The organism is Paenarthrobacter nitroguajacolicus (assembly GCF_007786235.1).
In the GTDB taxonomy this organism is placed as follows: Bacteria; Actinomycetota; Actinomycetes; order Actinomycetales; family Micrococcaceae; genus Arthrobacter; species Arthrobacter nitroguajacolicus_A.
Genome location: NZ_VNFK01000001.1, coordinates 268,674 through 287,074, shown reverse-complemented (window position 1 = coordinate 287,074; position 18,401 = coordinate 268,674). Strand labels below are relative to the sequence as shown.

The 18,401-nt window shown below is 63.8% G+C and carries 19 protein-coding genes; 9 read left to right on the top strand and 10 right to left on the bottom strand.

The annotated features are described in order from the left end of the window. Nucleotides 1–71: 71 nt before the first annotated feature. On the bottom strand, nt 72–2,360 hold the full coding sequence (locus FQP90_RS01300) for a hypothetical protein (protein ID WP_144647921.1): 2,289 nt from the start codon (nt 2,358–2,360) through the stop codon (nt 72–74). A 326-nt stretch (nt 2,361–2,686) separates the two neighbouring features. On the opposite strand from FQP90_RS01300, the gene FQP90_RS01295 reads away from it, so the two are divergent. Beyond that, nucleotides 2,687–3,121, top strand: a complete 435-nt coding sequence (locus tag FQP90_RS01295; RefSeq protein WP_144647919.1) for a CBS domain-containing protein — start codon at nt 2,687–2,689, stop codon at nt 3,119–3,121. A 43-nt stretch (nt 3,122–3,164) separates the two neighbouring features. On the opposite strand, the gene FQP90_RS01290 is transcribed toward FQP90_RS01295, so the two are convergent. After that, on the bottom strand, nt 3,165–3,461 hold the full coding sequence (locus FQP90_RS01290; protein ID WP_144647917.1) for a hypothetical protein: 297 nt from the start codon (nt 3,459–3,461) through the stop codon (nt 3,165–3,167). 87 nt (nt 3,462–3,548) lie between these two features. Here FQP90_RS01290 and FQP90_RS01285 point away from each other — a divergent pair, with 87 nt between their 5' ends. Then, nucleotides 3,549–5,945, top strand: coding sequence for a Tex family protein (locus tag FQP90_RS01285; RefSeq protein WP_144647914.1), 2,397 nt, complete (start codon nt 3,549–3,551; stop codon nt 5,943–5,945). A gap of 3 nt (nt 5,946–5,948) precedes the next feature. Here FQP90_RS01285 and FQP90_RS01280 read toward each other — a convergent pair whose 3' ends face one another. The 3 genes from FQP90_RS01280 to FQP90_RS01270 form a co-directional block, all read right to left on the bottom strand. Continuing rightward, nucleotides 5,949–6,968, bottom strand: coding sequence for an alpha/beta hydrolase (locus FQP90_RS01280; protein ID WP_144647912.1), 1,020 nt, complete (start codon nt 6,966–6,968; stop codon nt 5,949–5,951). Continuing rightward, nucleotides 6,965–7,357, bottom strand: a complete 393-nt coding sequence (locus tag FQP90_RS01275; RefSeq protein WP_144647910.1) for a DUF1622 domain-containing protein — start codon at nt 7,355–7,357, stop codon at nt 6,965–6,967. Before FQP90_RS01275 ends, FQP90_RS01280 begins: the two co-directional genes overlap by 4 nt. Before the next feature lie 118 nt (nt 7,358–7,475). Continuing rightward, on the bottom strand, nt 7,476–8,390 hold the full coding sequence (locus tag FQP90_RS01270; protein WP_144647909.1) for an MSMEG_6728 family protein: 915 nt from the start codon (nt 8,388–8,390) through the stop codon (nt 7,476–7,478). Between the two features lie 82 nt (nt 8,391–8,472). On the opposite strand from FQP90_RS01270, the gene FQP90_RS01265 reads away from it, so the two are divergent. From FQP90_RS01265 to FQP90_RS01255, 3 genes are all read left to right on the top strand, one after another. Further along, on the top strand, nt 8,473–9,504 hold the full coding sequence (locus tag FQP90_RS01265) for an adenosine deaminase (protein WP_144647907.1): 1,032 nt from the start codon (nt 8,473–8,475) through the stop codon (nt 9,502–9,504). A gap of 144 nt (nt 9,505–9,648) precedes the next feature. Next, nucleotides 9,649–10,452, top strand: a complete 804-nt coding sequence (locus tag FQP90_RS01260; RefSeq protein ID WP_144647905.1) for a pullulanase X25 domain-containing protein — start codon at nt 9,649–9,651, stop codon at nt 10,450–10,452. Nucleotides 10,453–10,470: 18 nt separating this feature from the next. Next, the gene (locus FQP90_RS01255; RefSeq protein ID WP_144647903.1) at nt 10,471–10,755 is read left to right on the top strand and encodes an acylphosphatase; all 285 of its coding nucleotides are present in this window, start codon (nt 10,471–10,473) and stop codon (nt 10,753–10,755) included. On the opposite strand, the gene FQP90_RS01250 is transcribed toward FQP90_RS01255, so the two are convergent. After that, the gene (locus FQP90_RS01250) at nt 10,752–11,153 is read right to left on the bottom strand and encodes a type II toxin-antitoxin system VapC family toxin (RefSeq protein ID WP_144647901.1); all 402 of its coding nucleotides are present in this window, start codon (nt 11,151–11,153) and stop codon (nt 10,752–10,754) included. The genes FQP90_RS01255 and FQP90_RS01250 overlap by 4 nt on opposite strands. After that, entirely contained in the window at nt 11,150–11,416 is a 267-nt protein-coding gene (locus tag FQP90_RS01245) for a type II toxin-antitoxin system Phd/YefM family antitoxin (protein ID WP_144647899.1), read from the bottom strand. Before FQP90_RS01245 ends, FQP90_RS01250 begins: the two co-directional genes overlap by 4 nt. 83 nt (nt 11,417–11,499) lie before the next feature. On the opposite strand from FQP90_RS01245, the gene FQP90_RS01240 reads away from it, so the two are divergent. Together FQP90_RS01240 and FQP90_RS01235 are read left to right on the top strand one after the other, a co-directional pair. Next, complete coding sequence (locus FQP90_RS01240) at nt 11,500–12,102, top strand: TetR/AcrR family transcriptional regulator (RefSeq protein WP_144647897.1); 603 nt, start codon at nt 11,500–11,502, stop codon at nt 12,100–12,102. Continuing rightward, nucleotides 12,099–13,160 (top strand): SDR family oxidoreductase, encoded by a 1,062-nt coding sequence (locus FQP90_RS01235; RefSeq protein ID WP_144647895.1) that lies wholly within the window; start codon nt 12,099–12,101, stop codon nt 13,158–13,160. Before FQP90_RS01240 ends, FQP90_RS01235 begins: the two co-directional genes overlap by 4 nt. On the opposite strand, the gene FQP90_RS01230 is transcribed toward FQP90_RS01235, so the two are convergent. Both FQP90_RS01230 and FQP90_RS01225 read right to left on the bottom strand, forming a co-directional pair. Then, nucleotides 13,106–14,014 carry a ribokinase gene (locus FQP90_RS01230; protein WP_144647893.1) on the bottom strand — a complete coding sequence of 303 codons (909 nt, stop codon included), beginning with the start codon at nt 14,012–14,014 and terminating at the stop codon, nt 13,106–13,108. The genes FQP90_RS01235 and FQP90_RS01230 overlap by 55 nt on opposite strands. 33 nt (nt 14,015–14,047) lie before the next feature. Continuing rightward, nucleotides 14,048–14,821, bottom strand: a complete 774-nt coding sequence (locus FQP90_RS01225) for a GntR family transcriptional regulator (RefSeq protein WP_144647892.1) — start codon at nt 14,819–14,821, stop codon at nt 14,048–14,050. 135 nt (nt 14,822–14,956) lie between these two features. On the opposite strand from FQP90_RS01225, the gene FQP90_RS01220 reads away from it, so the two are divergent. Then, on the top strand, nt 14,957–16,417 hold the full coding sequence (locus FQP90_RS01220; protein ID WP_144647890.1) for an MFS transporter: 1,461 nt from the start codon (nt 14,957–14,959) through the stop codon (nt 16,415–16,417). Nucleotides 16,418–16,510: 93 nt separating this feature from the next. Further along, a complete protein-coding gene (locus tag FQP90_RS01215; RefSeq protein ID WP_144647887.1) occupies nt 16,511–17,509 on the top strand; it encodes a nucleoside hydrolase in 999 nt (332 codons plus the stop codon). A 70-nt stretch (nt 17,510–17,579) separates the two neighbouring features. On the opposite strand, the gene FQP90_RS01210 is transcribed toward FQP90_RS01215, so the two are convergent. Then, entirely contained in the window at nt 17,580–18,332 is a 753-nt protein-coding gene (locus tag FQP90_RS01210) for an ArsR/SmtB family transcription factor (protein WP_144647885.1), read from the bottom strand. Between the last annotated feature and the right edge of the window lie 69 nt (nt 18,333–18,401).

Here is an 18,401-nt window from a genome sequence, read left to right as displayed (position 1 = left end):
GGGAGAGGAGCGACGGCGGCACCCAAGGGCAAGGTGCCGCCGTCGCCGGCTACGGAGGAGCCATAGACCAACTAGCCATCCGACGGCTTTTTGGCAGGCTTCCTCGGAGCCGACCGGCGGGAACGGGCCGCCGGAGTTGAGGGGATCAGTTCTTTGACCTGGGCCAGCACCGAAGCGTTGGCGCCGCGTGCGCCCAGATCCTTGGCGAGGGTTTCCACCTCGGACTTTGCGGCCGCAGCGTCGTCCGCCTTGGCATGCAATTCAGTGCGCAGCTCCACGAGGCCGCGATAGGCCAAGTTGCTCGCCGCGCCCGCTCCTTGCTGATAACTGGCGAGGCCGGCATCCGTCAGCGCAAGCGCCCGCTCGGGGTCGGCGCTGTGGTGCTTGACCATCTTTTCGTCCTTGCGGCGGTAGAAGTCATCTCCCACGGATTGCGCGACGGCGGTGGCCGCCTTGATGCCCAAAGGCTCACCGCCGAAACGCTCGGCTGCTTCAGTGAGGGCATCCAACCCCTTGCTCAAGTGCGGCGACATGGACCCCTCGAAAGCCAAGGTCAGGCCCACCTCACGGGTAAAGAACTCGGGAGCAAACCTGTCCTCTTCCCGTGTGACCGGGAAGCCGACACGCACGGGCAGGGTGTTGGACGCCTGGACGATGCCCTCCGTGGAGTACACGGCCCGGATCAAGTACTGGCCGGGTTCATCGAATGCGAAGCCCTCCACTCCGTAGGCGAGTTGCACCAACTGGCTGTACCGGTCGCTGCCATCGCTGTCGCCATCCGGAGCAGGGCCCAGCGTGACCATCTCAGGGAGGCCATAGAAGCACACCACCGATTCATGCAGCACGATGGTCCCGTTGGGTTTCTGGACGTAAACCGTGGTGTTTCCGTAGCGCGGATCCAACCTGGCGTCCACCATCACCGGAACGTCGCTGGTGTTGCGCAGCCGGAACTCTATGGAGACCGGCTCCATGTAGTCGAAGAGGCTCTTCGCTGACAGTGTCAGTTCAACGTCGCTGCCCGGCCCGGTCACGGTCATGGCGCCCGCAGGGGATTCCAGATGACCGCCGGATGCCCAGGGATCGCCGCCCATGATCACCGCCGCGCGGTCGCCGTGACGCATATGGAGTAGTTCGTCGTCGTCGAACCGGAAGCGGAAGTTGCCCCAGAAGGCGTCTGTGCCGTTGCGCTGATCGTATTTCCAGTCGTAATTCATCCAGGACAAGGAGTCCGGCCTGGCTTTGTCCCAAGCATGCAGGAAGTTGAAAGCGTGCCCTGCCTCGTGGACCCAGGTGTACAGGAAGTGGCGCATGGCCCACGCCTGGTCCTGGTTTGCGGGGTTGGAAACCAGGTTGGTGAACCATGAGTGGTTGCGGAAGACCGCGAAACCTTGGCGATCCGGTCCGCGACCAGCGCCGCCGAAGCCCGCGGCGGCGTCGAACATGATGCCACCCACACCGGCACTGTCGAAAATCCCGGCCTGTATGCCCCACATGTTCCAGGCTGGCCAGCCTGAGTTGAACTTGCCGAACGACGTTTCCATCGCGTCGTGCAGTTCGCCGACGTTCCACGAAGCGAACCCGGCGGCGCTGTCGTCAATCACCGTATGGACCGGATCAACGGTGACGGCGATCCCGGCATCCCGGTAGGACGATTCGATGGTGATGGTCCGGTTGGATAGATCGGCAGGACGGTTATTGTGCGCGTGGCTGTTGTAGACCGGCACCTTTGGTTCCACATCCACCGATGAGCAGTAGTCCAGCTCCAGGGTGATGTCGCGGAAGGAATCCGAGCGGTAGGAACAGGAATACGGCTTTCCCGCCACGCCACCGGCCGTGAACGTGGCGACGGCTCCAGTGATGGCACCGCCGGACCATGACACCAGGATGTCCACGGTGGTGGCCAGATGGGTTCCTTTCCAGTAACGCACGGTTCCGGAGATACGGGCGTTGCACCGGGTGATGGACACCGTGGGGTTGTCCACGATCCAGGACTCGACATACGTCTTCACCAGTTGGAAGCGGCCGCCGACCCGTACGAACCGCGTGCTGTAGAAGTCGCCGCTGACCTTGTTCAGGACGGGAGATTCAACGTTCCGGCGCGGATCAACGTCCAATCGGAGGTCAAGCGAACTTCCAATCAGGGCAGGTCCACCTTGAGTCCCTTCGTAGCGACCGCTGATGGCTGACGAACGCCAGCATTTCCACCAATCGTCGGGTGGCCAGGGGATCGGTACGGGATGCGGAACGGGCAGCGGCTCCGGAAACGGCGAAGGGCCCGGTGGGAATGGTGGGACGGGGACGGGCGTGGGGCCGTCCGGGACAGGGGTGAATTGGGAACTGGGGACGTTGGGGGTGTCCATGGGGGGATCTTTCTCGCTCTGCAAGCAACCAGTAAAACGTCCGCACCGGCGCGGTCGCGCAGGTGCGATTTGACGGTTCGAGGCGTGGCGGGTGCGCGTGAGGAGAGCTCGAAAGGAGTCGATGTGGCCTATGCCCAGAAGCCGTATGTAACCCAAGTTGAGGATACTCCAGCGAATGGATTATATCTAGGGAATCCTTGGTGTTTTCTTGCTCCACAGGTGCCACGATCGTCTGGTCAGGGGTTCCCTCCGAGCGTAGGCTGACCTCATCGGCGTCGGTGCCGAGAGGCCCCTCGTCGATGACCCCAATCGATGAAGGAGTACCCATGAGTGCCGTACGTGAATTCATGACCACCAATGCCCAGTGCATAGAAGAGGACAAGACTCTTCAGGAAGCCGCCATGCTCATGAGGGACCTGGACTGCGGTTCACTTCCTATCTGCGGCCACGACGGCAAGCTCACCGGCTTCATCACCGACCGCGACATCGTGGTCAAGTGTTTGGCCGAAGGCAAGGACGCCCGCGAAGTCCGTGCCAGTGAGCTGGCCACCGGCAAACCGTACTGGGTTGATGCCGATGCCAGTGTTGACGAGGCCGTGGCCATGATGGAGGACCATCAAGTTCGCCGCCTGCCTGTCATCAGCGACCACAAGCTGGTTGGCATCATCAGCCAAGGCGACATCGCCCGCAACCACTACGCCGAGCAGCGCCTGGGCGAAATGGTGGAGCACATCTCCGCCAAGGAGCACATGGCCCACTAGGGCGCACCGTGACAACAACCGCCAGCCGCCGCGAGGCACTCCTCTAGAGGAACGCCTCGCGGCCCGTTCCTTCACGCAGCACGAGTTCGCCGTCTTCGATCGAGACGATCAAGCTTTTTGGCTTTCCTGCGAGCTTCTTCGTGGCGCTGAGTTTCCGGCTGCTGACCTCGACGCCCACGGTGGCACCTTTGGCCGGCAGTTCCACCGTGACTTCGTCAGCCATTCCCAACAGCATCTTGGTGGATACACCATGCTCGGACACGGCTTCCTTGCCGTTGACGGTCACAGTCACGTCATCGGAAACAAACCCGTCCTGAAGGATGATGAGCAGTTCCTGCATGGTCCAACTACAGCACTAACAGGGCCGCCGGGATAGGCCTGCCGGGTACCCGGACCTGAAACTGTCAGCCGGGTGAGGCAAACTGTCATGGTGACTTCAAATCTCCAACACCAGTCAGCTGACTCTGCCATCCACGCCCTGATCGCCGAAGAACTCGGCGTCAAGGCCTGGCAGGTCAAGGCCGCAGTGGAACTGCTCGACGCCGGATCCACCGTTCCCTTCATCGCCCGCTACCGTAAGGAAGTCACCGGGACGCTCGATGACACCCAACTGCGCGACCTTGAGGAGCGGCTTCGCTACCTTCGTGAACTGGAGGAACGCCGCAAGACTGTCCTCGAGGCGATTGCCGCTCAAGACAAACTAACCCCCGAACTGGAGGCCGCCGTCGTCGCGGCCGATACCAAGGCCCGGCTGGAAGACATCTACCTTCCCTTCAAGTCCAAGCGCCGCACCAAAGCCCAGATCGCCCGCGAGGCAGGTTTGGAGCCGCTGGCCGACGTCCTCCTCGCCGACCCGCAACGTGACCCCGCCACCGAAGCCGCCAAATACCTGAACGCCGAGCACTCCATCGAAGATGCAACCACGGCGCTCGCGGGTGCCCGCGCCATCCTGGTGGAGCGTGTGGGGCAAGACCCGGACCTCGCGGAAGACCTGCGAGAACGACTGTGGAAGCAAGGGCGCATGGTGTCCCGCGTCAAGAAGGGCATGGAGGCCGAGGGCCAGAAGTTCAAGGACTACTTTGAGTTCACGCAGGTTCCATCCGGCATGCCGTCGCACCGTGTGCTTGCCCTCTTGCGTGGTGAGAAGGACGGGGTGCTTGAGCTGGATCTCGCCGAAGCGGACCCCGCCGACGACGACGCCCTGGCCGCCGCTCGCGGCAAGTACGAGAACGCTGTGGCCAAGTGCCTTGGGGTCGCCAACCAGGGGCGTCCCGCCGATACCTGGCTGATGCAGACCGCGCAGCTCGCCTGGCGTGGCCGGATACTGGACCGCCTCACCACGGACCTTCGCGGGCGCATGTTCGCTGATGCGGAAGATGAAGCGGTCCGTGTTTTCGCCGCCAACCTCCGGGACGTGCTGCTCGCCGCCCCCGCGGGTAACCGGGCCACCCTGGGCCTGGACCCGGGACTGCGCACCGGCGTGAAGGTGGCAGTGGTGGATGGCACCGGCAAGGTGGTCACCACTGACACTATTTATCCGCACGCGCCCGCCAAAAAGTGGGACGAAGCCTTGGCCACCCTCGGCCGGCTCGCCAAGCAGTACAACGTGGAACTTGTGGCGATCGGCAACGGAACGGCATCCCGCGAGACGGACAAGCTGGCCACGGAGCTCATCAAATCCCTGGAAGCCGCCGGCTCCAAGGGGATCCAGAAGCTCGTAGTCTCCGAGGCCGGAGCTTCGGTGTACTCCGCGTCTGCGCTCGCCGCCTCGGAACTGCCCGGCATGGACGTTTCGCTCCGCGGCGCTGTCTCCATTGCCCGTCGCCTGCAGGATCCCTTGGCCGAACTCGTGAAGATCGAACCAAAGTCCATCGGCGTGGGGCAGTATCAGCACGACGTCACCGCAGCGAAGCTGGATCGCTCCCTGGATGCCGTGGTGGAGGATTGTGTGAACGCCGTGGGCGTGGATGTGAACACCGCCTCGCCGGCGCTCCTGAGCCGAGTGGCCGGCGTAGGCCCGCTGCTGAGCGAGAACATTGTGGCCTACCGGAACGAGAATGGTCCGTTCGCCAAGCGCAGCGACCTCAAGAAGGTTCCCCGGCTGGGCGCCAAGGCGTTCGAACAGTGCGCCGGCTTCCTCCGGATCACCGGGGGAGCGGAGCCTCTGGACGCCTCCAGCGTGCACCCCGAAGCGTATTCCGTGGCCCGCAAAATCCTGGTGGCAGCGGGAGGCGGACCCGCCACGGCGTTGGATCCGCAGGCGTTCGTTGATGGCATCTTCGGCCTGCCAACGGTCAAGGACATCATGTCCGAGCTGGAGAAGCCCGGCCGCGATCCCCGTCCCGCGTTCAAGGCCGCGTCGTTTTCTGAAGGCATCGAGAAGATCTCCGACCTCAAGCCCGGAATGATCCTGGAAGGCACAGTGACCAACGTTGCCGCCTTTGGCGCCTTCGTGGACGTCGGAGTGCACCAGGACGGACTGGTCCACGTGTCGGCACTGTCCAACAAGTTCGTCTCGGATCCGCGGGAAATCGTGAAGTCCGGCCAAGTGGTTCGCGTCAAGGTGCTTGAGGCCGATCCTGAACGCAAGCGCATCTCCCTGACCCTGAGGCTCGACGACGAACCGGGCGCTGCCGGTGGGCGCACCTCCGGCGGTCGTGCCTCGGGAGCGCAGCGATCAGGTGGACAGCAGGGCCAGCGTGGTGGAAACCAAGGCCGGCCCCCGCAGGGCAACCCCCGCCAGGGCAAGCCCCAGCAAGCGCCGGCCGCTCCCGCCAACACAGCCATGGCTGAGGCGCTGCGAAGGGCCGGACTCGGTAAGTAGCTCCTAGAGGCCCGCGGTCCTGGCTGCCCACTGCACTGCATCCGCCGGTTGCAGTGCAGTGGGCAGCCAGCGGCCTATGCGGGCGAAGGCATCCCGCCGAATGGGTTCGGGCGACAGGAAGATGTCGTGGAACGCGTTCGGTAACCGGCTCACTGTGACGGTGTCAGCCAACGACAGCGAGCGGTGGGCCACGGCGTCAACGTTCAGCGCGACGTCGGCCGTGAGGGCGTCCGCGGACCATTTTGGCTGAAGGTAGCTCTTGTCCGAGAGCAGCACCAGTACGGGTACGTCGATACCAAGGCCCGCTGCCACGGTGGCTTGGCCACGGAACACTGCGTCGAGGAAAGCCGGCGTGATAGGGAAACCTCTGTCCGGCCGCCACTCGAGGTTGTACTCCCATTCGCCGTCCAAAGCGGCGGACACGGCGCGGGTGTAGATGCCCGGATCCACCGGCGGCAGGGGGGCCAACGGATGGAGCTTGGCGTGGAGTCCCACCAGAGGCGCAATGGCACGCCGGCCAAGTTCGGTGGCTTGGAATTCCAGCCACGGGCTGTTGAGGATCAGGGCCGAAGCGACGCCGGGGTGACGATGGGCCCACAAGCTCAGGGTGAGACCACCCGTGGAGTGGCCCAGCAGAATGAGGGGCCTGTCCCGGCCAGGAACACCAGTACGACCCATGGCTTCGAGGGCTGCTTCGATGTCGGCGTCGTAGTCGGCCAGGTTGGTGACGAAACCTGGCACGAGCCCAGGAGCGAGACTGCGGCCGTAGTTGTGCAGATCCAAGGCGTAGAACTGTGCGCCGGCACGATGCCAGAATTCTGCAAGGTGGCGCTGGAAGAAGTAGTCGGACCAGCCGTGCACGTAGAGGACGTCAGCATCGATACGCATGCCTTCCGGCCCGTCCAACCATTGCGGACCGGAACCGACGTACCGCACCAAGGTGGCGACAGCGCCGTCGTCGAGTTTCAGCGTTTGCTGTTCAAAGCCTTCGCCAAGAATGTCCGGTCCCCACGGCTGCGTCATGAAGTTGATCGTAGCCTCTCACCGGCGTCGGGCTTTTGTTCTTTCTGCCAGGGCCAGCGGCCGGTGATTTCCAGTTCGAGGGAGAAACTGAGGAACGTACGGATCAGCACAATGATCGCCAGGACCCCGACGCTCTCAAAGGTGGGGGTGACCGCGACGGTGCGGATGATGTCGGCGGCCACCAGGAGCTCAAGGCCCAAGAGAATGGACCGGCCCAGCAGTTGCCGGTACGAGCGGTAGGGGGAGAACGGCGCGAGGCCGGAGGCGCGCTTTGGCTGGTAGCCCCTGAGGGCCATGGGGATGGAGACCAGGGCCCCGATCACCATGACTGCCACGCCGGCGAAATCCATGTACCGGCCCACTGCTTCGATGATGTGCTGGAAATCCATGGCCCTCCCCGGGTAGGTGCGTGCACCCACCGTCTCACACAACAACTAACGACGGCGGCAGCCGGGCTCCGTAGCTACGGAACCGGCTGCCGCCGTCGTTAGTCAGTGAAGAGTGCCGCTATAGCGCGGGCGCCGGGACCGGGAAGAACACCCGGGGATCCTGCAGCAGTGCCGGGTAGTCGAAGTCGGAGCGCTTGATCACGCTGGTGACCTCGAAGTTGCGGGCGAAGCGGCCATCAACCGTGATGGGCCGGCCTTGGATCAGGCCGACGGCGAAGGTCTGCCCACCGTCGAACGGAACGGCCAGCTCGGTCTTGCCGGGCAGGGTGTTGAACGCCTGCTCCTGTGCCTGGCGCTTCCGGGTGGGCTTCTTCTCGCGCTGCTGGACCGGACGCTTCTTGGGGCCGCCCACCTGCCGCCGGGACTTCTCCTCGGCATACACGAACTGGTATTCGTCGGGGTCTGCAGCAGGCGCAGCCTTGGCCTTGCCATGCGGCGGCATGCTGACGGTGGTGAGCTGCTCAGGGGTGAGGTCCTCCACGTTGGCACGCAGGATGAGCAGGCGGTCGTCCTCGGGGTCCTCCGGGTGGAATTCGTGCTTGGGCTCCGGCCAGACGTACTCGAGCTTTTCCTCGGTGCCCGGGAAGACCTGGGCGTAGTGCTTGGGGTCCTTGCCCATCAGCTTGGAACGGTGGCTGAGGTGCAGGTCCTCGTGTCCCAACCACGGCGGCATGATGATCCTGGAGGCGTAGTCCGGGTGTGCGGCCTGCGGGGCGAACTCCGCGATGTTGTCCCGGGTGTTGTCCGGGTGGCCGCGCTTCATCCACTCATCAGCCATCGCGAGGCCGTACAGGGTGAGCGCCGGGACGTGTCCCATCCACATTCGGACGGCCGGGTGCTGCTGCCAACCGTACTCCGGGATCACCAATGCGCGGAGGACCTGGAGTGCTTCGACGCGCTGTTTGCCGAGCCTTGAAGTGTCGAGCGCCGCGGCACTCTCACGGAAATCGGCGAAAGGGAGGAAAGTCTGCATCCTTTCAGTTTGAGGGTGCCGGGCTTGAGAACCAAGTTGAGTGCTCCGGGACACGTGCGCGGATGGGGCCTAGAGTTGTCGGGTGGAAACTTTTGGCGAGAAAACTACGACCACGGCGCCCCCGGTTGCCGAACTGCACCTGCACATCGAAGGGACTCTCCAGCCAGAGCTGATCTTTGCGCTGGCCGAACGCAACGGCATCGAACTGCCATACGAAGACATTGACGAACTGCGCGAAAAGTACCAGTTCACTGACCTGCAGTCCTTCCTGGACCTCTACTACGCCAACATGGCGGTCCTGCAGACCGAGCAGGACTTCACCGACATGACGCGGGCCTACCTCAAGCGGGCAGCGGCTGGGGGAGTGCGCCACGCGGAAATCATGATGGATCCCCAGGCGCATACCTCCCGGGGCGTGGCGCTGGAAACCTGCGTCAACGGTGTGGCCAACGCCCTGGCGACATCCGAGGAGGACTTCGGAGTTTCGACCCTCCTCATCGCGGCATTCCTGCGGGATATGTCCGAGGATTCCGCGCTGGAGGTGCTGGACCAGCTCCTGGCCATGCACGCTCCCATTGCGGGCATCGGGCTGGACTCCGCAGAGGTGGGCAACCCGCCGTCGAAATTTGAGCGCTTGTACCAGCGCGCCGGCGAGGCGGGCCTGCGAAGGATTGCCCACGCTGGTGAGGAAGGACCGGCCTCCTACATCACCGAGGCGCTGGACATCCTGCACGTGGAGCGGATCGATCACGGTATCCGGTGCATGGAAGACACCGATGTAGTGCAGCGGCTGGTGGCCGAGCAGGTGCCGCTCACCGTTTGCCCGCTGTCCAACGTCCGCCTCCGTGCCGTGGACACCTTGGCTGACCACCCCCTGCCCGAGATGCTCGCGATCGGTTTGAACGTTTGCGTGAATTCGGACGATCCCGCCTACTTCGGGGGTTACGTGGACGACAACTTCGAGCAACTGGTGAAGGTGCTGGAATTTTCGGTGCCAGAACAGGCCACGCTTGCTGCCAACTCCATCCGGTCCTCCTTCGCCAGCGAAGCCCGAAAAGCGGTGCTGCTGGACGAGGTCACTGAGTGGGTCAAAGCTTCGGTGCCGCACGCCTGAAGCGGGCAGCCGAGACCCGTAGATCACTTGCGGCGCCTGGGATGTCACACTCGGTCACGACACACGGTGTTTACCTTCAGCAGTCGCGGGAATTAACAATTCATTGGCAAACTGCAAGGGAGTATCCACCGTAGAAGGAGAAGCATGGGCGCGAACACCGCCGAGAACACCAACCTTCGTCTGAAGGCCGTACTGGACATCCTCGCTGAAGGCGTGTGGTCCGGGGCAACGCTGAACGCCGGCGAAGTGCTGGCCGAAGCGACTGCGCGCGTTCCTTTCAACGATCACGAGGCCGAATTGCTCAGTGGCGGGATTCCGCGGGGGCACAAGACCCTGACCTCGGCGTCGGCCAAGTTGGTCAAGGCCGGCTGGCTGGTCAAGGGCCGTTCCGGCTGGACCATTCCGGAGGACGGTCTGCGTGCGACGGTTGCCTTCCCGGATGTCGCAACTTTTGCAGCAGCGCTCGACGCCGGAACGCCGGTTCCAGCCGATGTTCCGGTGCCCACGGCCCCGCCGGCAAAGGCACAAACAAAGAAGGCAGCGACGACTAAACGCGCCGCGACGAAGAAAACTGCTGCACCCGCAAAGAAGCCCACCACACGCAAGGCGCCTGCCAAGAGCAAGGCGGCCTCCGCCGTCGAGACTTTGCCGCAGCCGGACGCCGTTGCGATCGCGGGAGACTTCAACAAGATCCTCGGTGCACCCGAGGACTGGGCTCCGCAGTACGACGAAGCCCAGATGACGTTCAACCCTCTGGTCCAGCTATGGACGCTGACGGCCGAACTGCCCGCTGGCTTCTACACGTACAAGATCGCATTGAACCGCTCGTGGGACGAGAACTACGGTGCGTTCGGCACCCGCGATGGCGCCAACCACGAGTTGAACCACGACGGCGGAACCGTCACCATCACGTACAGCCACGAAACGCGTGACATCGTGATCGGCTAGCGTGGTTAGGGTGAGTCCATGACTAACGAAGCCCTTCGCCTCACAGCCCGCATCACCGGCGTTGTCCAGGGCGTGGGTTTCCGCTACTGGACTGCCCGAAGAGCCGAGGAACTGGTGCTGAGGGGGACCGTCCGCAACAACCACGACGGTTCCGTGCAATTGATCGCCGAGGGTTCAGCGGCCGACGTTGACAGCCTTGTGAAGTGGCTGCACTCAACGCGGGCACCTGGCCGCGTTGAGAAGGTGGAATTCGAGGTCTCAGACGGAACAGGGGAGTTCGACGACTTCCAAATCGTCGATTAGGTGCCGCTGGGTCCGGGCGACGCAGTCATGAGTCCGGATTCCTTGGCTGCCAGCAGCAGTTCCTGGTCGTATGCCACCACGGCGTCCACTTGCAGTCTGATGGCGGTCGCCAGATGAATTGCGTCTGCGCTCCGAAGTTGCCTGGGCAGCGCTGAGGCATACATCAAGTCCGAGCGGGTGACGTCTACAAGGTTGAGGCCGGAAAGAACATCGTTGACCTGATCGAAGGGCAGGCTGCGGCGGCGTGCTGCGCAGTGAAGCTCGGTGTACAGGAGCATCGAAGCCACCAAGTGGCCTCCCGCGACCCTGACTTCTTGGAGATGGGCGGCCAGGGCGTCGGATTCGTGCTCTTCCACAACAAGCTTCAGGATCGCGGACGTGTCCGCGTAGACGATCACCGATCCCCACGTAGATCGGACAGGATCTCGGCTGTGGTCATGTCGCTGCTGACGCGCTGCAGTAGGCGGAAATCCACGGGCGACTCACTGGCTGGCCGGACGCTCCCTGCTTGGAGCAATCGCTCGAAGGGCGAAGCCGAAGGTGGAATGAGGGTGGCCGTCACCTCGCCGTTGTTCGTGACGTCGATGACCTCGCCATTCTTGACGCGTTCGAGGATCTTACTGCTCTGGTTGCGTAGTTCGCGGTGCGGAATAGTGGTCATGATCTACCTCCGTAGCAATCGTAGCACTTGACGCTTTGGTTCGGACATTGCCGTAAATATATAGACTGGTCTATTATTTAGCTATGCCCTCTTCGTACCCCAAAGGACTCGCAACGCGGCAGCGCTTGGTCGACTCCATGCTCGCCCTCATTCAGCTGCACGGCTATCACGGCACAGGACTCAACACGGTGCTGGCGCGATCCGGTGCCCCGAAAGGCTCCCTGTACTTTCATTTCCCTGAGGGTAAGACCGAACTCGGGATTGCCGCTGTAGGGCTGGCCGGAGATCAATTCGGTGAGCTGATCGGCACGGCTGCCACGGCGGCCTCTTCGCCCAACACCGTGGTAGACGCCTTGGTCGCCGAACTCAAGGGCATCTTGGAAACCAGTGACTATCAGGCCGGTTGTCCGGTCTCCTCCGTTGCCTTGGACGCAGGTTCTGAGAACGAGCCGCTCAGGGAGGCGTGCAGCCAGGTGTATGGCGCCTGGGTCGGCGCTGTGTCCAGTTACCTTTCCACCTTCGGGCTCAACAAAGAGCAGGCGCAACCTTTGGCGACGTCGATGATCTGCCTGGTGGAGGGTTCGCTCATTCTGTCCCGCGCCCACAAGTCCACCCAACCCCTGGACGCTGCTGCCGGGACGCTCAAAATGCTGATGAAAGCAGTTCCCGGCGAGGCGGGCGCATGAGCTCCCGCCACGCTCTGGTGTTCGGGGCCACTGGCCACATCGGGCAATGGCTGGTCCGCGAACTCTTGCGGCAGGGTGTGGCCGTCACAGCTGCGGTGCGCACCGAACGTTCTTTCCGCCGGTTGGCTGACTGGTTGTCTCGCCACGACGCCAACGGAACCGCAACGCCGCTGCTGGTGGACTTCAGCATGGGCGACCTAGGCCTCGATCCGGCGTCGGGCGCCTTTCGGTCCGTGACTGAGGTCCACAACGTCGCTGGCGCATTCGCCTTTGGGATGGCTGCCGCGGATGCCCATTCTGCCAACGTGGCCAGCGCCGAACGCGTGGTTCGTTTCGCCGCGAAGTTGCCGGCGCTGACCAGGTTGGTGCATCTGTCCGGCTATCGGGTGGGCGGTCAGGATCCGGCCGAGGTTCCGTGGGCTGTAGAGCGCCGTGCCAGGGAGTACAAACGCCTGGGCGTCTATGAGGGATCCAAGGTGGAGTCAGACGCCGTCGTGCAGGCGGTCGCGCTCTCCTTGGGCGTTCCCTTCACCATGGTCAATCCGGCCACTGTGATAGGAGACTCCGTCAACGGCGAGTCCAGCCAGGTGCTGGGCCTCGCCAGCAGCGTCCTGGACCTCTTCCATGGAAAACTGCCCGCGCTGCCCGGGAACAACCGCACGTTCGTCCCGGTGGTGACGGCGGACTACCTGGCCGCATTCATGGCGCTGGCCCCCGTCACGTCCGAGGCAGAAAACGCCTCGTACTGGGTGCTCGATGACGCCACACCGCCGTTGCCGGAGTTGCTGAGGATGCTCGGGAAGCACTTGAATGTTCGGGCGCCGTGGCTGAAAATCCCCAGCGGTCTGCTGAAGAGGCTGCCACCCAAACTCACCGGCGCGGATCCGGAGACGCTGTCCTTCCTCTCGGAGGACCGGTATCCCACCATCCCCGCACTCTCCTTGGCGGAGCAACACGGACTGCACCATCCGCCCGTGGAGACGGCTTTGAGGCGATGGGCGGACTATCTGGTGGCGGCGGAACTCGCTGCGTCAAGCAAGTGCGTGGCCTCGATGTAGTGTTCCAACGGCTGCAAAGCGGGCTGGGAAGACGCATCGCGCACAGCATCCGCGCCAACCGCATTGGCTACCGCAAGGGCATGGCTGTGCTCAAGGCCGGAACCAAGTGCCAGCACCAAGGCTGCGCAGAAGGCATCCCCGGCTCCAATGGTGTTGGCAATGTCAGTGACGCGCACGGCCGGGGCTTCGGCCACGCGTTCGCCATCGACGAAGAGTGCCGAGCCATCGGCACCATAGGTGACGGCCACCAACGGAGCGTTCTTGAGGGCCGGAATCAGCTCATACTCGGTCTCATTCACGATCACCAGGTCGCAGCGTTCCAGGAGTTCAGGAATGATCGGCGCGGCCGGGGCGGCGTTGAGCGCAAAGAATCCCGGTGCGCGGCGGGCAGCTTCCAGCACCACGTCCTGGTCCACTTCGAGCTGGCAAAGCAGGGCCTCATCGTCACGGAAGGTGATGCCGTCCAAGGCCACCGAACCGTTGGCGCCCGGGCAGACGACAATTTGATTCTCGCCTTGGCTGTCCACCAGCACCAGCGCGGTTCCCGTTGCGCCTTCCACTTGGGCAATGTCCTGAACATCGACGCCGGCACCGGCCATGGCGCTGAGCAGTGTCCGTCCGGCTTCGTCCTGGCCCACGGCCCCCACCATGCGGGCGTTGCCCGCTAGCCGGGCGGCGGCAACAGCCTGGTTGGCGCCCTTGCCGCCGGGCTGCTGTCGGAGGACGGCACCGCCCACGGTTTCACCCGGGGAGGGGAGCCGGCTGGCGGTCGCGGTGATGTCGAGGTTGATGCTGCCCACAACCGTGAGCGTGGAGGACAAAGTAGGCGCAGAAGGCTGAACGGGAGTGCTCATGGAAGGTCCTTTTTGGAAGAAATAAGCTGAATGTCAGGAGGACTGAATAACGGAGAGGTGGCCGGCTTTGGCGGCCACGAGGCACTTGGCGAGGTAGAACGGGGAGCCATTCCGGCGCACGTATTGCGTCAGGACCAGCACGGGATCGGAGGGACGGAGTCCAAGTAACTTCGCACGGCTGGGACCGGCGGTGCTGAGGCTGATCTCGCACTCGCCGGGTCCTAGGTTTGCGCCGGGAAGCCCGCTGAGGACTTCCAAGAGAGTGGAAGCCGGGAGCGTGGGGGCCTCAGCTGCCTCGGCCAGTGCTTCGGCTTCAGGAATTCCCTGTGAGACGTTCTCCTGAAGGTGGGCCACGGGCTCCCCGTTCCGGATGAGAACGCTCTCCCAGAACCACACGTCCTCATCGGGTTCCACCCCGATGCCCGGGGCCACGAACTCCGATGCCGGTTGCTTGATGGCGGCTACCCGCTTGACCTGGATGTCCTGGTCCGGTCCGCCAAGAAGTTGATCGAACGGACGGATGTGTTCGATGCCAATGCGGGGCAGGGAATCTGCCACGAAACGCCCAACTCCACGGCGTGCCCGGGTGAGGCCGTCTTCTTCGAGCAACATCAAGGCCTCCCGGATCACGGTACGGCTGACGTCCATCATGGCGCCCAGCTCGGTCTCCGTGGGGAGCAGCGAACCAGGCGGCAGGATCTTGGTCCGGATCGCTTCGGCGATGCGGGAGTAGGCCGCGACGCGCAAAGGCTGACCCGGTTGGGTGGCGATGGGTCTGGACAGGAATTGGACGGCGTTGTCGGTCAAGGGTGCCTCACTTGAGATGGGTTACCGACACTGTACCGGAAGACTGTGACAGGTTGCACAAGCTCGTAATACATGCTTGTATAACAACTCACATCTCGTGGCGCCGCCCCGCGCCCTCGGACAAAGGAGTTTGATGTGAACATCCCCACCGCCACAGGCCAGCAGACTGCAGACCCGCAGTCCCCAGCCTCACCTCAGGCCCCTGCAGCAACGGCAAACACGGACGAAGGCCGCTTCCACGGCAAGGCCGCCGCCCTGCTGATCACCACGTTGGTCCTGGCCGTGCTGGCCTTCCAGCTCAACGCCAGCATGATCACTCCAGCCCTGCCGCACATCGGTTCCTTCTTCGGTGAGACGCCGGAAGCCGTGGCCCAAGTGCAGTCGATGTTCTTCCTCGCCGGTGCCATCGCCGGTCCCGTGATCGGCCGCTGGAGTGACTTCATCGGCCGGCGCAATGCGCTCCTGCTGGTGCTGGCCATCATGGGTGCCGGTACGGTGCTGTGCATCTTCGCCCCGACCCTCCCGTTGCTGGTCACAGGACGCTTCATGCAGGGTGTCTCAAGCGCCATCTTCGCGCTCTCCTACATCGTCCTCAACGAGTACCTTCCCGCCCGCCTCTTCGGCACGTCCATCGGCATCATCGCCGCCATCAACGGCGGCGTCGGCGGCGTGGACGGCTACTTCGGCGGGCTCATGGCCGAGACCCTTGGCTTCCAATCGATCTTCGTTGCAGTGCTCGTCCTGGCCGCGATCGCCGTCGTATGGGTCATCAAGGTTGTTCCGGGCGGTAGGTCCACCGTGGCTCCGGGCCGGATGGATTGGTGGGGAGCGGGTTCCCTGTCCGTGTTCCTGGTGTTCATCACCTACTTCGTGTCCACGGGTTCCTCTGCCGGCTGGACCTCTCCTGCCGCGCTTGGCCTGCTCGCCGGCAGCATTGCGTCCTTCACGGCCTTCTGGCTCATCGAGAAAAAGCGCGAAACCCCGTTGGTTGCAGTCCACCACCTCCGTTCACGCCAGGTGTGGCCCGTCATCGCCACCACCGTGCTGACCCTTGCGGGCATCTTCGCCATCATCAACTTCACCGTGGTATTGCTTAGCCAGGACAAGGAAAACGGCTTCGGATTGACCGCATCACTGGCAGCCTTGCTGTTCCTCACCCCTGCCGCATTGATCGGCGTGTTCGCCGCCCCGCTTGCCGGTTGGATCGCCGACCGCCGCGGCTGGATCAAGACCGTCCGCGTAGGCACCGCAACCAGCCTCGCCTGCGCGATCGTCGCCGCACTGTTCGCCCACAACCAGATCGCGGTCCTCATCGCGATCGCCGCCTTGGGTATCTTCTACAACGGCTTCTTCCTCACCGCCATCAACGGCCTGTCCGTCCTGCTTTCGCCCAAGGAAGCACCTGCGGCACTGCCGGGCATCAACGGTGCCTCCTTCGGCATCGGGGCGAGCCTCGGCGTCGTGGTTGTTGCGCCGTTCGCAGGCCAAGGCACCGCGGCCGGGTACTCTGCTGCCCTCTGGATTTCGGTGTCCATCACTGCCCTCGCGTTCATTGTCAGCCTGTTCATTGCCGCCCCGAAGGGCGAAAAGATCTAACGCACGACGCCGGCACGCGGCCCCGACGTGCCACCCGCCCCAGCTTCACCCCACCACAGAACCAGCAGTCCGCTACACCTGAAACGAGAGACCATGAACCAGCGCACCGCCGCCCCCTTCTTCCTTGACTGCGATACCGGCATCGACGACGCCCTTGCCCTCGCCTACCTCCTGGCCTCCCCGCGGGCGGACCTGGTGGGCATCGGCACGGTCAGTGGCAACGTCAGCGCAGCCGGAGGCGCCCGGAACACCCTGGACCTGCTGAACCTGGCCGGCCACCCGGACATACCCGTGGCGATCGGGGCGCACGATCCGCAGGTGGGCACCTTCCACGGCGGCGCGCCGCATGTCCATGGTGACAACGGCATCGGTGGAGTGGACCTGGTTCCGTCAGACCGCGAGCCGGTCAAGCAAACAGCAGCCGAACTCCTGGTCCAGTTGGCCCACCAGTACGCGGGGGAGCTGCGCCTGGTGGCCATCGGCCCGCTGACCAACATCGCCGAAGCCTTGCGCCTGGAACCCCAGCTGCCGCAGCTCATCGCCGAAGTCACCATCATGGGTGGTGCCGCGCTGGCGCCGGGAAACATCTCTCCTGTGGCTGAAGCCAACATCGCCAACGACCCCGAAGCGGCAGCCGAGGTTCTGGCCGCCGACTGGAACGTGACGTTGGTACCCCTGGACGTCACCATGACCAACGTCCTGGAGGAACACCACCGCCAGGAACTGCTCGCCACCGAGCACCCGGTCTCGCAGGCCCTCGGCGAGATGCTGGGTTACTACTTCGGCTTCTACATCGACATTTTCGGACGTGCTTGCTCGGCGATGCATGATCCTCTCGCGGCCGCCATCGCGGTCAGGGGAGTGGAGCTCACCCTGGCTCCGACCGTTCGCGTCCAGGTGGACACTACCCACGGCCCCGGTCGCGGCCAGACCGTCTGCGATCTCCGCGGGCAGTACGCCGGCTTCCCGGAGCAGCGCGGTGCGCGTTGCCGCGTGGTGCTGGGTATCGGGGAAGACTTCGCCCCTCACCTGCTCGGCACCCTGCAGGCGGCTTGGCTCACTGAGGAACAGGCAGCGGCGCCCGTCGCCTGACCGGCGGGAAACCAAGGCATGGACGACGACGGCGGCAGCGGCCCGCCGTCGTCGTCCTCGTTTAAGGCCTCTAGGCGTACATGAGCGAGCCTGGCGTGGTGAGTTTCTCGCCGGTCTCGAGCCAGGTCTTGAGGCCGGAGAGGATCATGGGCCAGCCGCCGTAAAGCTGGTCGTTGGCGCCCTCGCGGAGCTGGTCGTGCGTGACGGTGAGGTGGCAGGAATCGCCGACTGGCTCGATCTCCCACGTGATCCGCGATGTTCCCTCGGCCTTCACGTCCTCGCCCCAGAGCGCCCGCATGGTTTGAACCAGCCGGCGCGGGGGATCGACTTCGATGTTCTCGCCCTCGCCCAGCGGTGCATCGGCTTTGACGTTGTGCATCTCGAAGCGGCTGCCCGGGGTCCAGTCCGAAGTGAACGTGTTCCCGAACTGGTACTTACTGCGGATGTCGCTGTCCGTGATGGCTTCCCAGAGCAGTTCCGGCGTGGTCTTGATGTAAATCTCGAAGATCTTTTCCATGGGACTTTCCAATCTGGATTTGAGGTCGCTGAGCGCAGCGGCCCATGGTTCTGCGTATTTACTCACCCAGCGATCGTGGATGAGGCGGATGGGAACCGGGTTCAGGAAGTGCAGCTTTTCGCGCCCCCGACGGCGGGTGACCACCAATCCTGCATCTTCCAGCAGCTTGAGGTGCTTGGCGATGCCAAAACGGGTCATCTCAAACCTGGCTCCGAGGGCGGTGGCGGACTGGCCATCCTCGCGGAACAGCTCATCAAGCAGCTCTCTGCGGGTGGGGTCTGCCAAGGCCTTGAACACGGCGTCCATGGACTCATGATAGGTGACTGTTTGGTCACGTGTCAACGGATTGCAGCGAATCTGCCGGAGCGCTGCGAG

Excerpts from the sequence above, each read along its gene's own strand:
- FQP90_RS01215 (WP_144647887.1), top strand. The coding sequence starts at position 16,511 with ATGAACCAGCGCACCGCCGCCCCCTTCTTCCTTGACTGCGATACCGGC.
- FQP90_RS01270 (WP_144647909.1), bottom strand. The coding sequence starts at position 8,390 with ATGCAGACTTTCCTCCCTTTCGCCGATTTCCGTGAGAGTGCCGCGGCG.
- FQP90_RS01260 (WP_144647905.1), top strand. The coding sequence starts at position 9,649 with ATGGGCGCGAACACCGCCGAGAACACCAACCTTCGTCTGAAGGCCGTA.
- FQP90_RS01210 (WP_144647885.1), bottom strand. The coding sequence starts at position 18,332 with ATGGACGCCGTGTTCAAGGCCTTGGCAGACCCCACCCGCAGAGAGCTG.
- FQP90_RS01245 (WP_144647899.1), bottom strand. The coding sequence starts at position 11,416 with ATGACCACTATTCCGCACCGCGAACTACGCAACCAGAGCAGTAAGATC.
- FQP90_RS01240 (WP_144647897.1), top strand. The coding sequence starts at position 11,500 with ATGCCCTCTTCGTACCCCAAAGGACTCGCAACGCGGCAGCGCTTGGTC.
- FQP90_RS01280 (WP_144647912.1), bottom strand. The coding sequence starts at position 6,968 with ATGACGCAGCCGTGGGGACCGGACATTCTTGGCGAAGGCTTTGAACAG.
- FQP90_RS01290 (WP_144647917.1), bottom strand. The coding sequence starts at position 3,461 with ATGCAGGAACTGCTCATCATCCTTCAGGACGGGTTTGTTTCCGATGAC.
- FQP90_RS01255 (WP_144647903.1), top strand. The coding sequence starts at position 10,471 with ATGACTAACGAAGCCCTTCGCCTCACAGCCCGCATCACCGGCGTTGTC.
- FQP90_RS01235 (WP_144647895.1), top strand. The coding sequence starts at position 12,099 with ATGAGCTCCCGCCACGCTCTGGTGTTCGGGGCCACTGGCCACATCGGG.
- FQP90_RS01275 (WP_144647910.1), bottom strand. The coding sequence starts at position 7,357 with ATGGATTTCCAGCACATCATCGAAGCAGTGGGCCGGTACATGGATTTC.
- FQP90_RS01295 (WP_144647919.1), top strand. The coding sequence starts at position 2,687 with ATGAGTGCCGTACGTGAATTCATGACCACCAATGCCCAGTGCATAGAA.
- FQP90_RS01300 (WP_144647921.1), bottom strand. The coding sequence starts at position 2,360 with ATGGACACCCCCAACGTCCCCAGTTCCCAATTCACCCCTGTCCCGGAC.
- FQP90_RS01285 (WP_144647914.1), top strand. The coding sequence starts at position 3,549 with ATGGTGACTTCAAATCTCCAACACCAGTCAGCTGACTCTGCCATCCAC.
- FQP90_RS01230 (WP_144647893.1), bottom strand. The coding sequence starts at position 14,014 with ATGAGCACTCCCGTTCAGCCTTCTGCGCCTACTTTGTCCTCCACGCTC.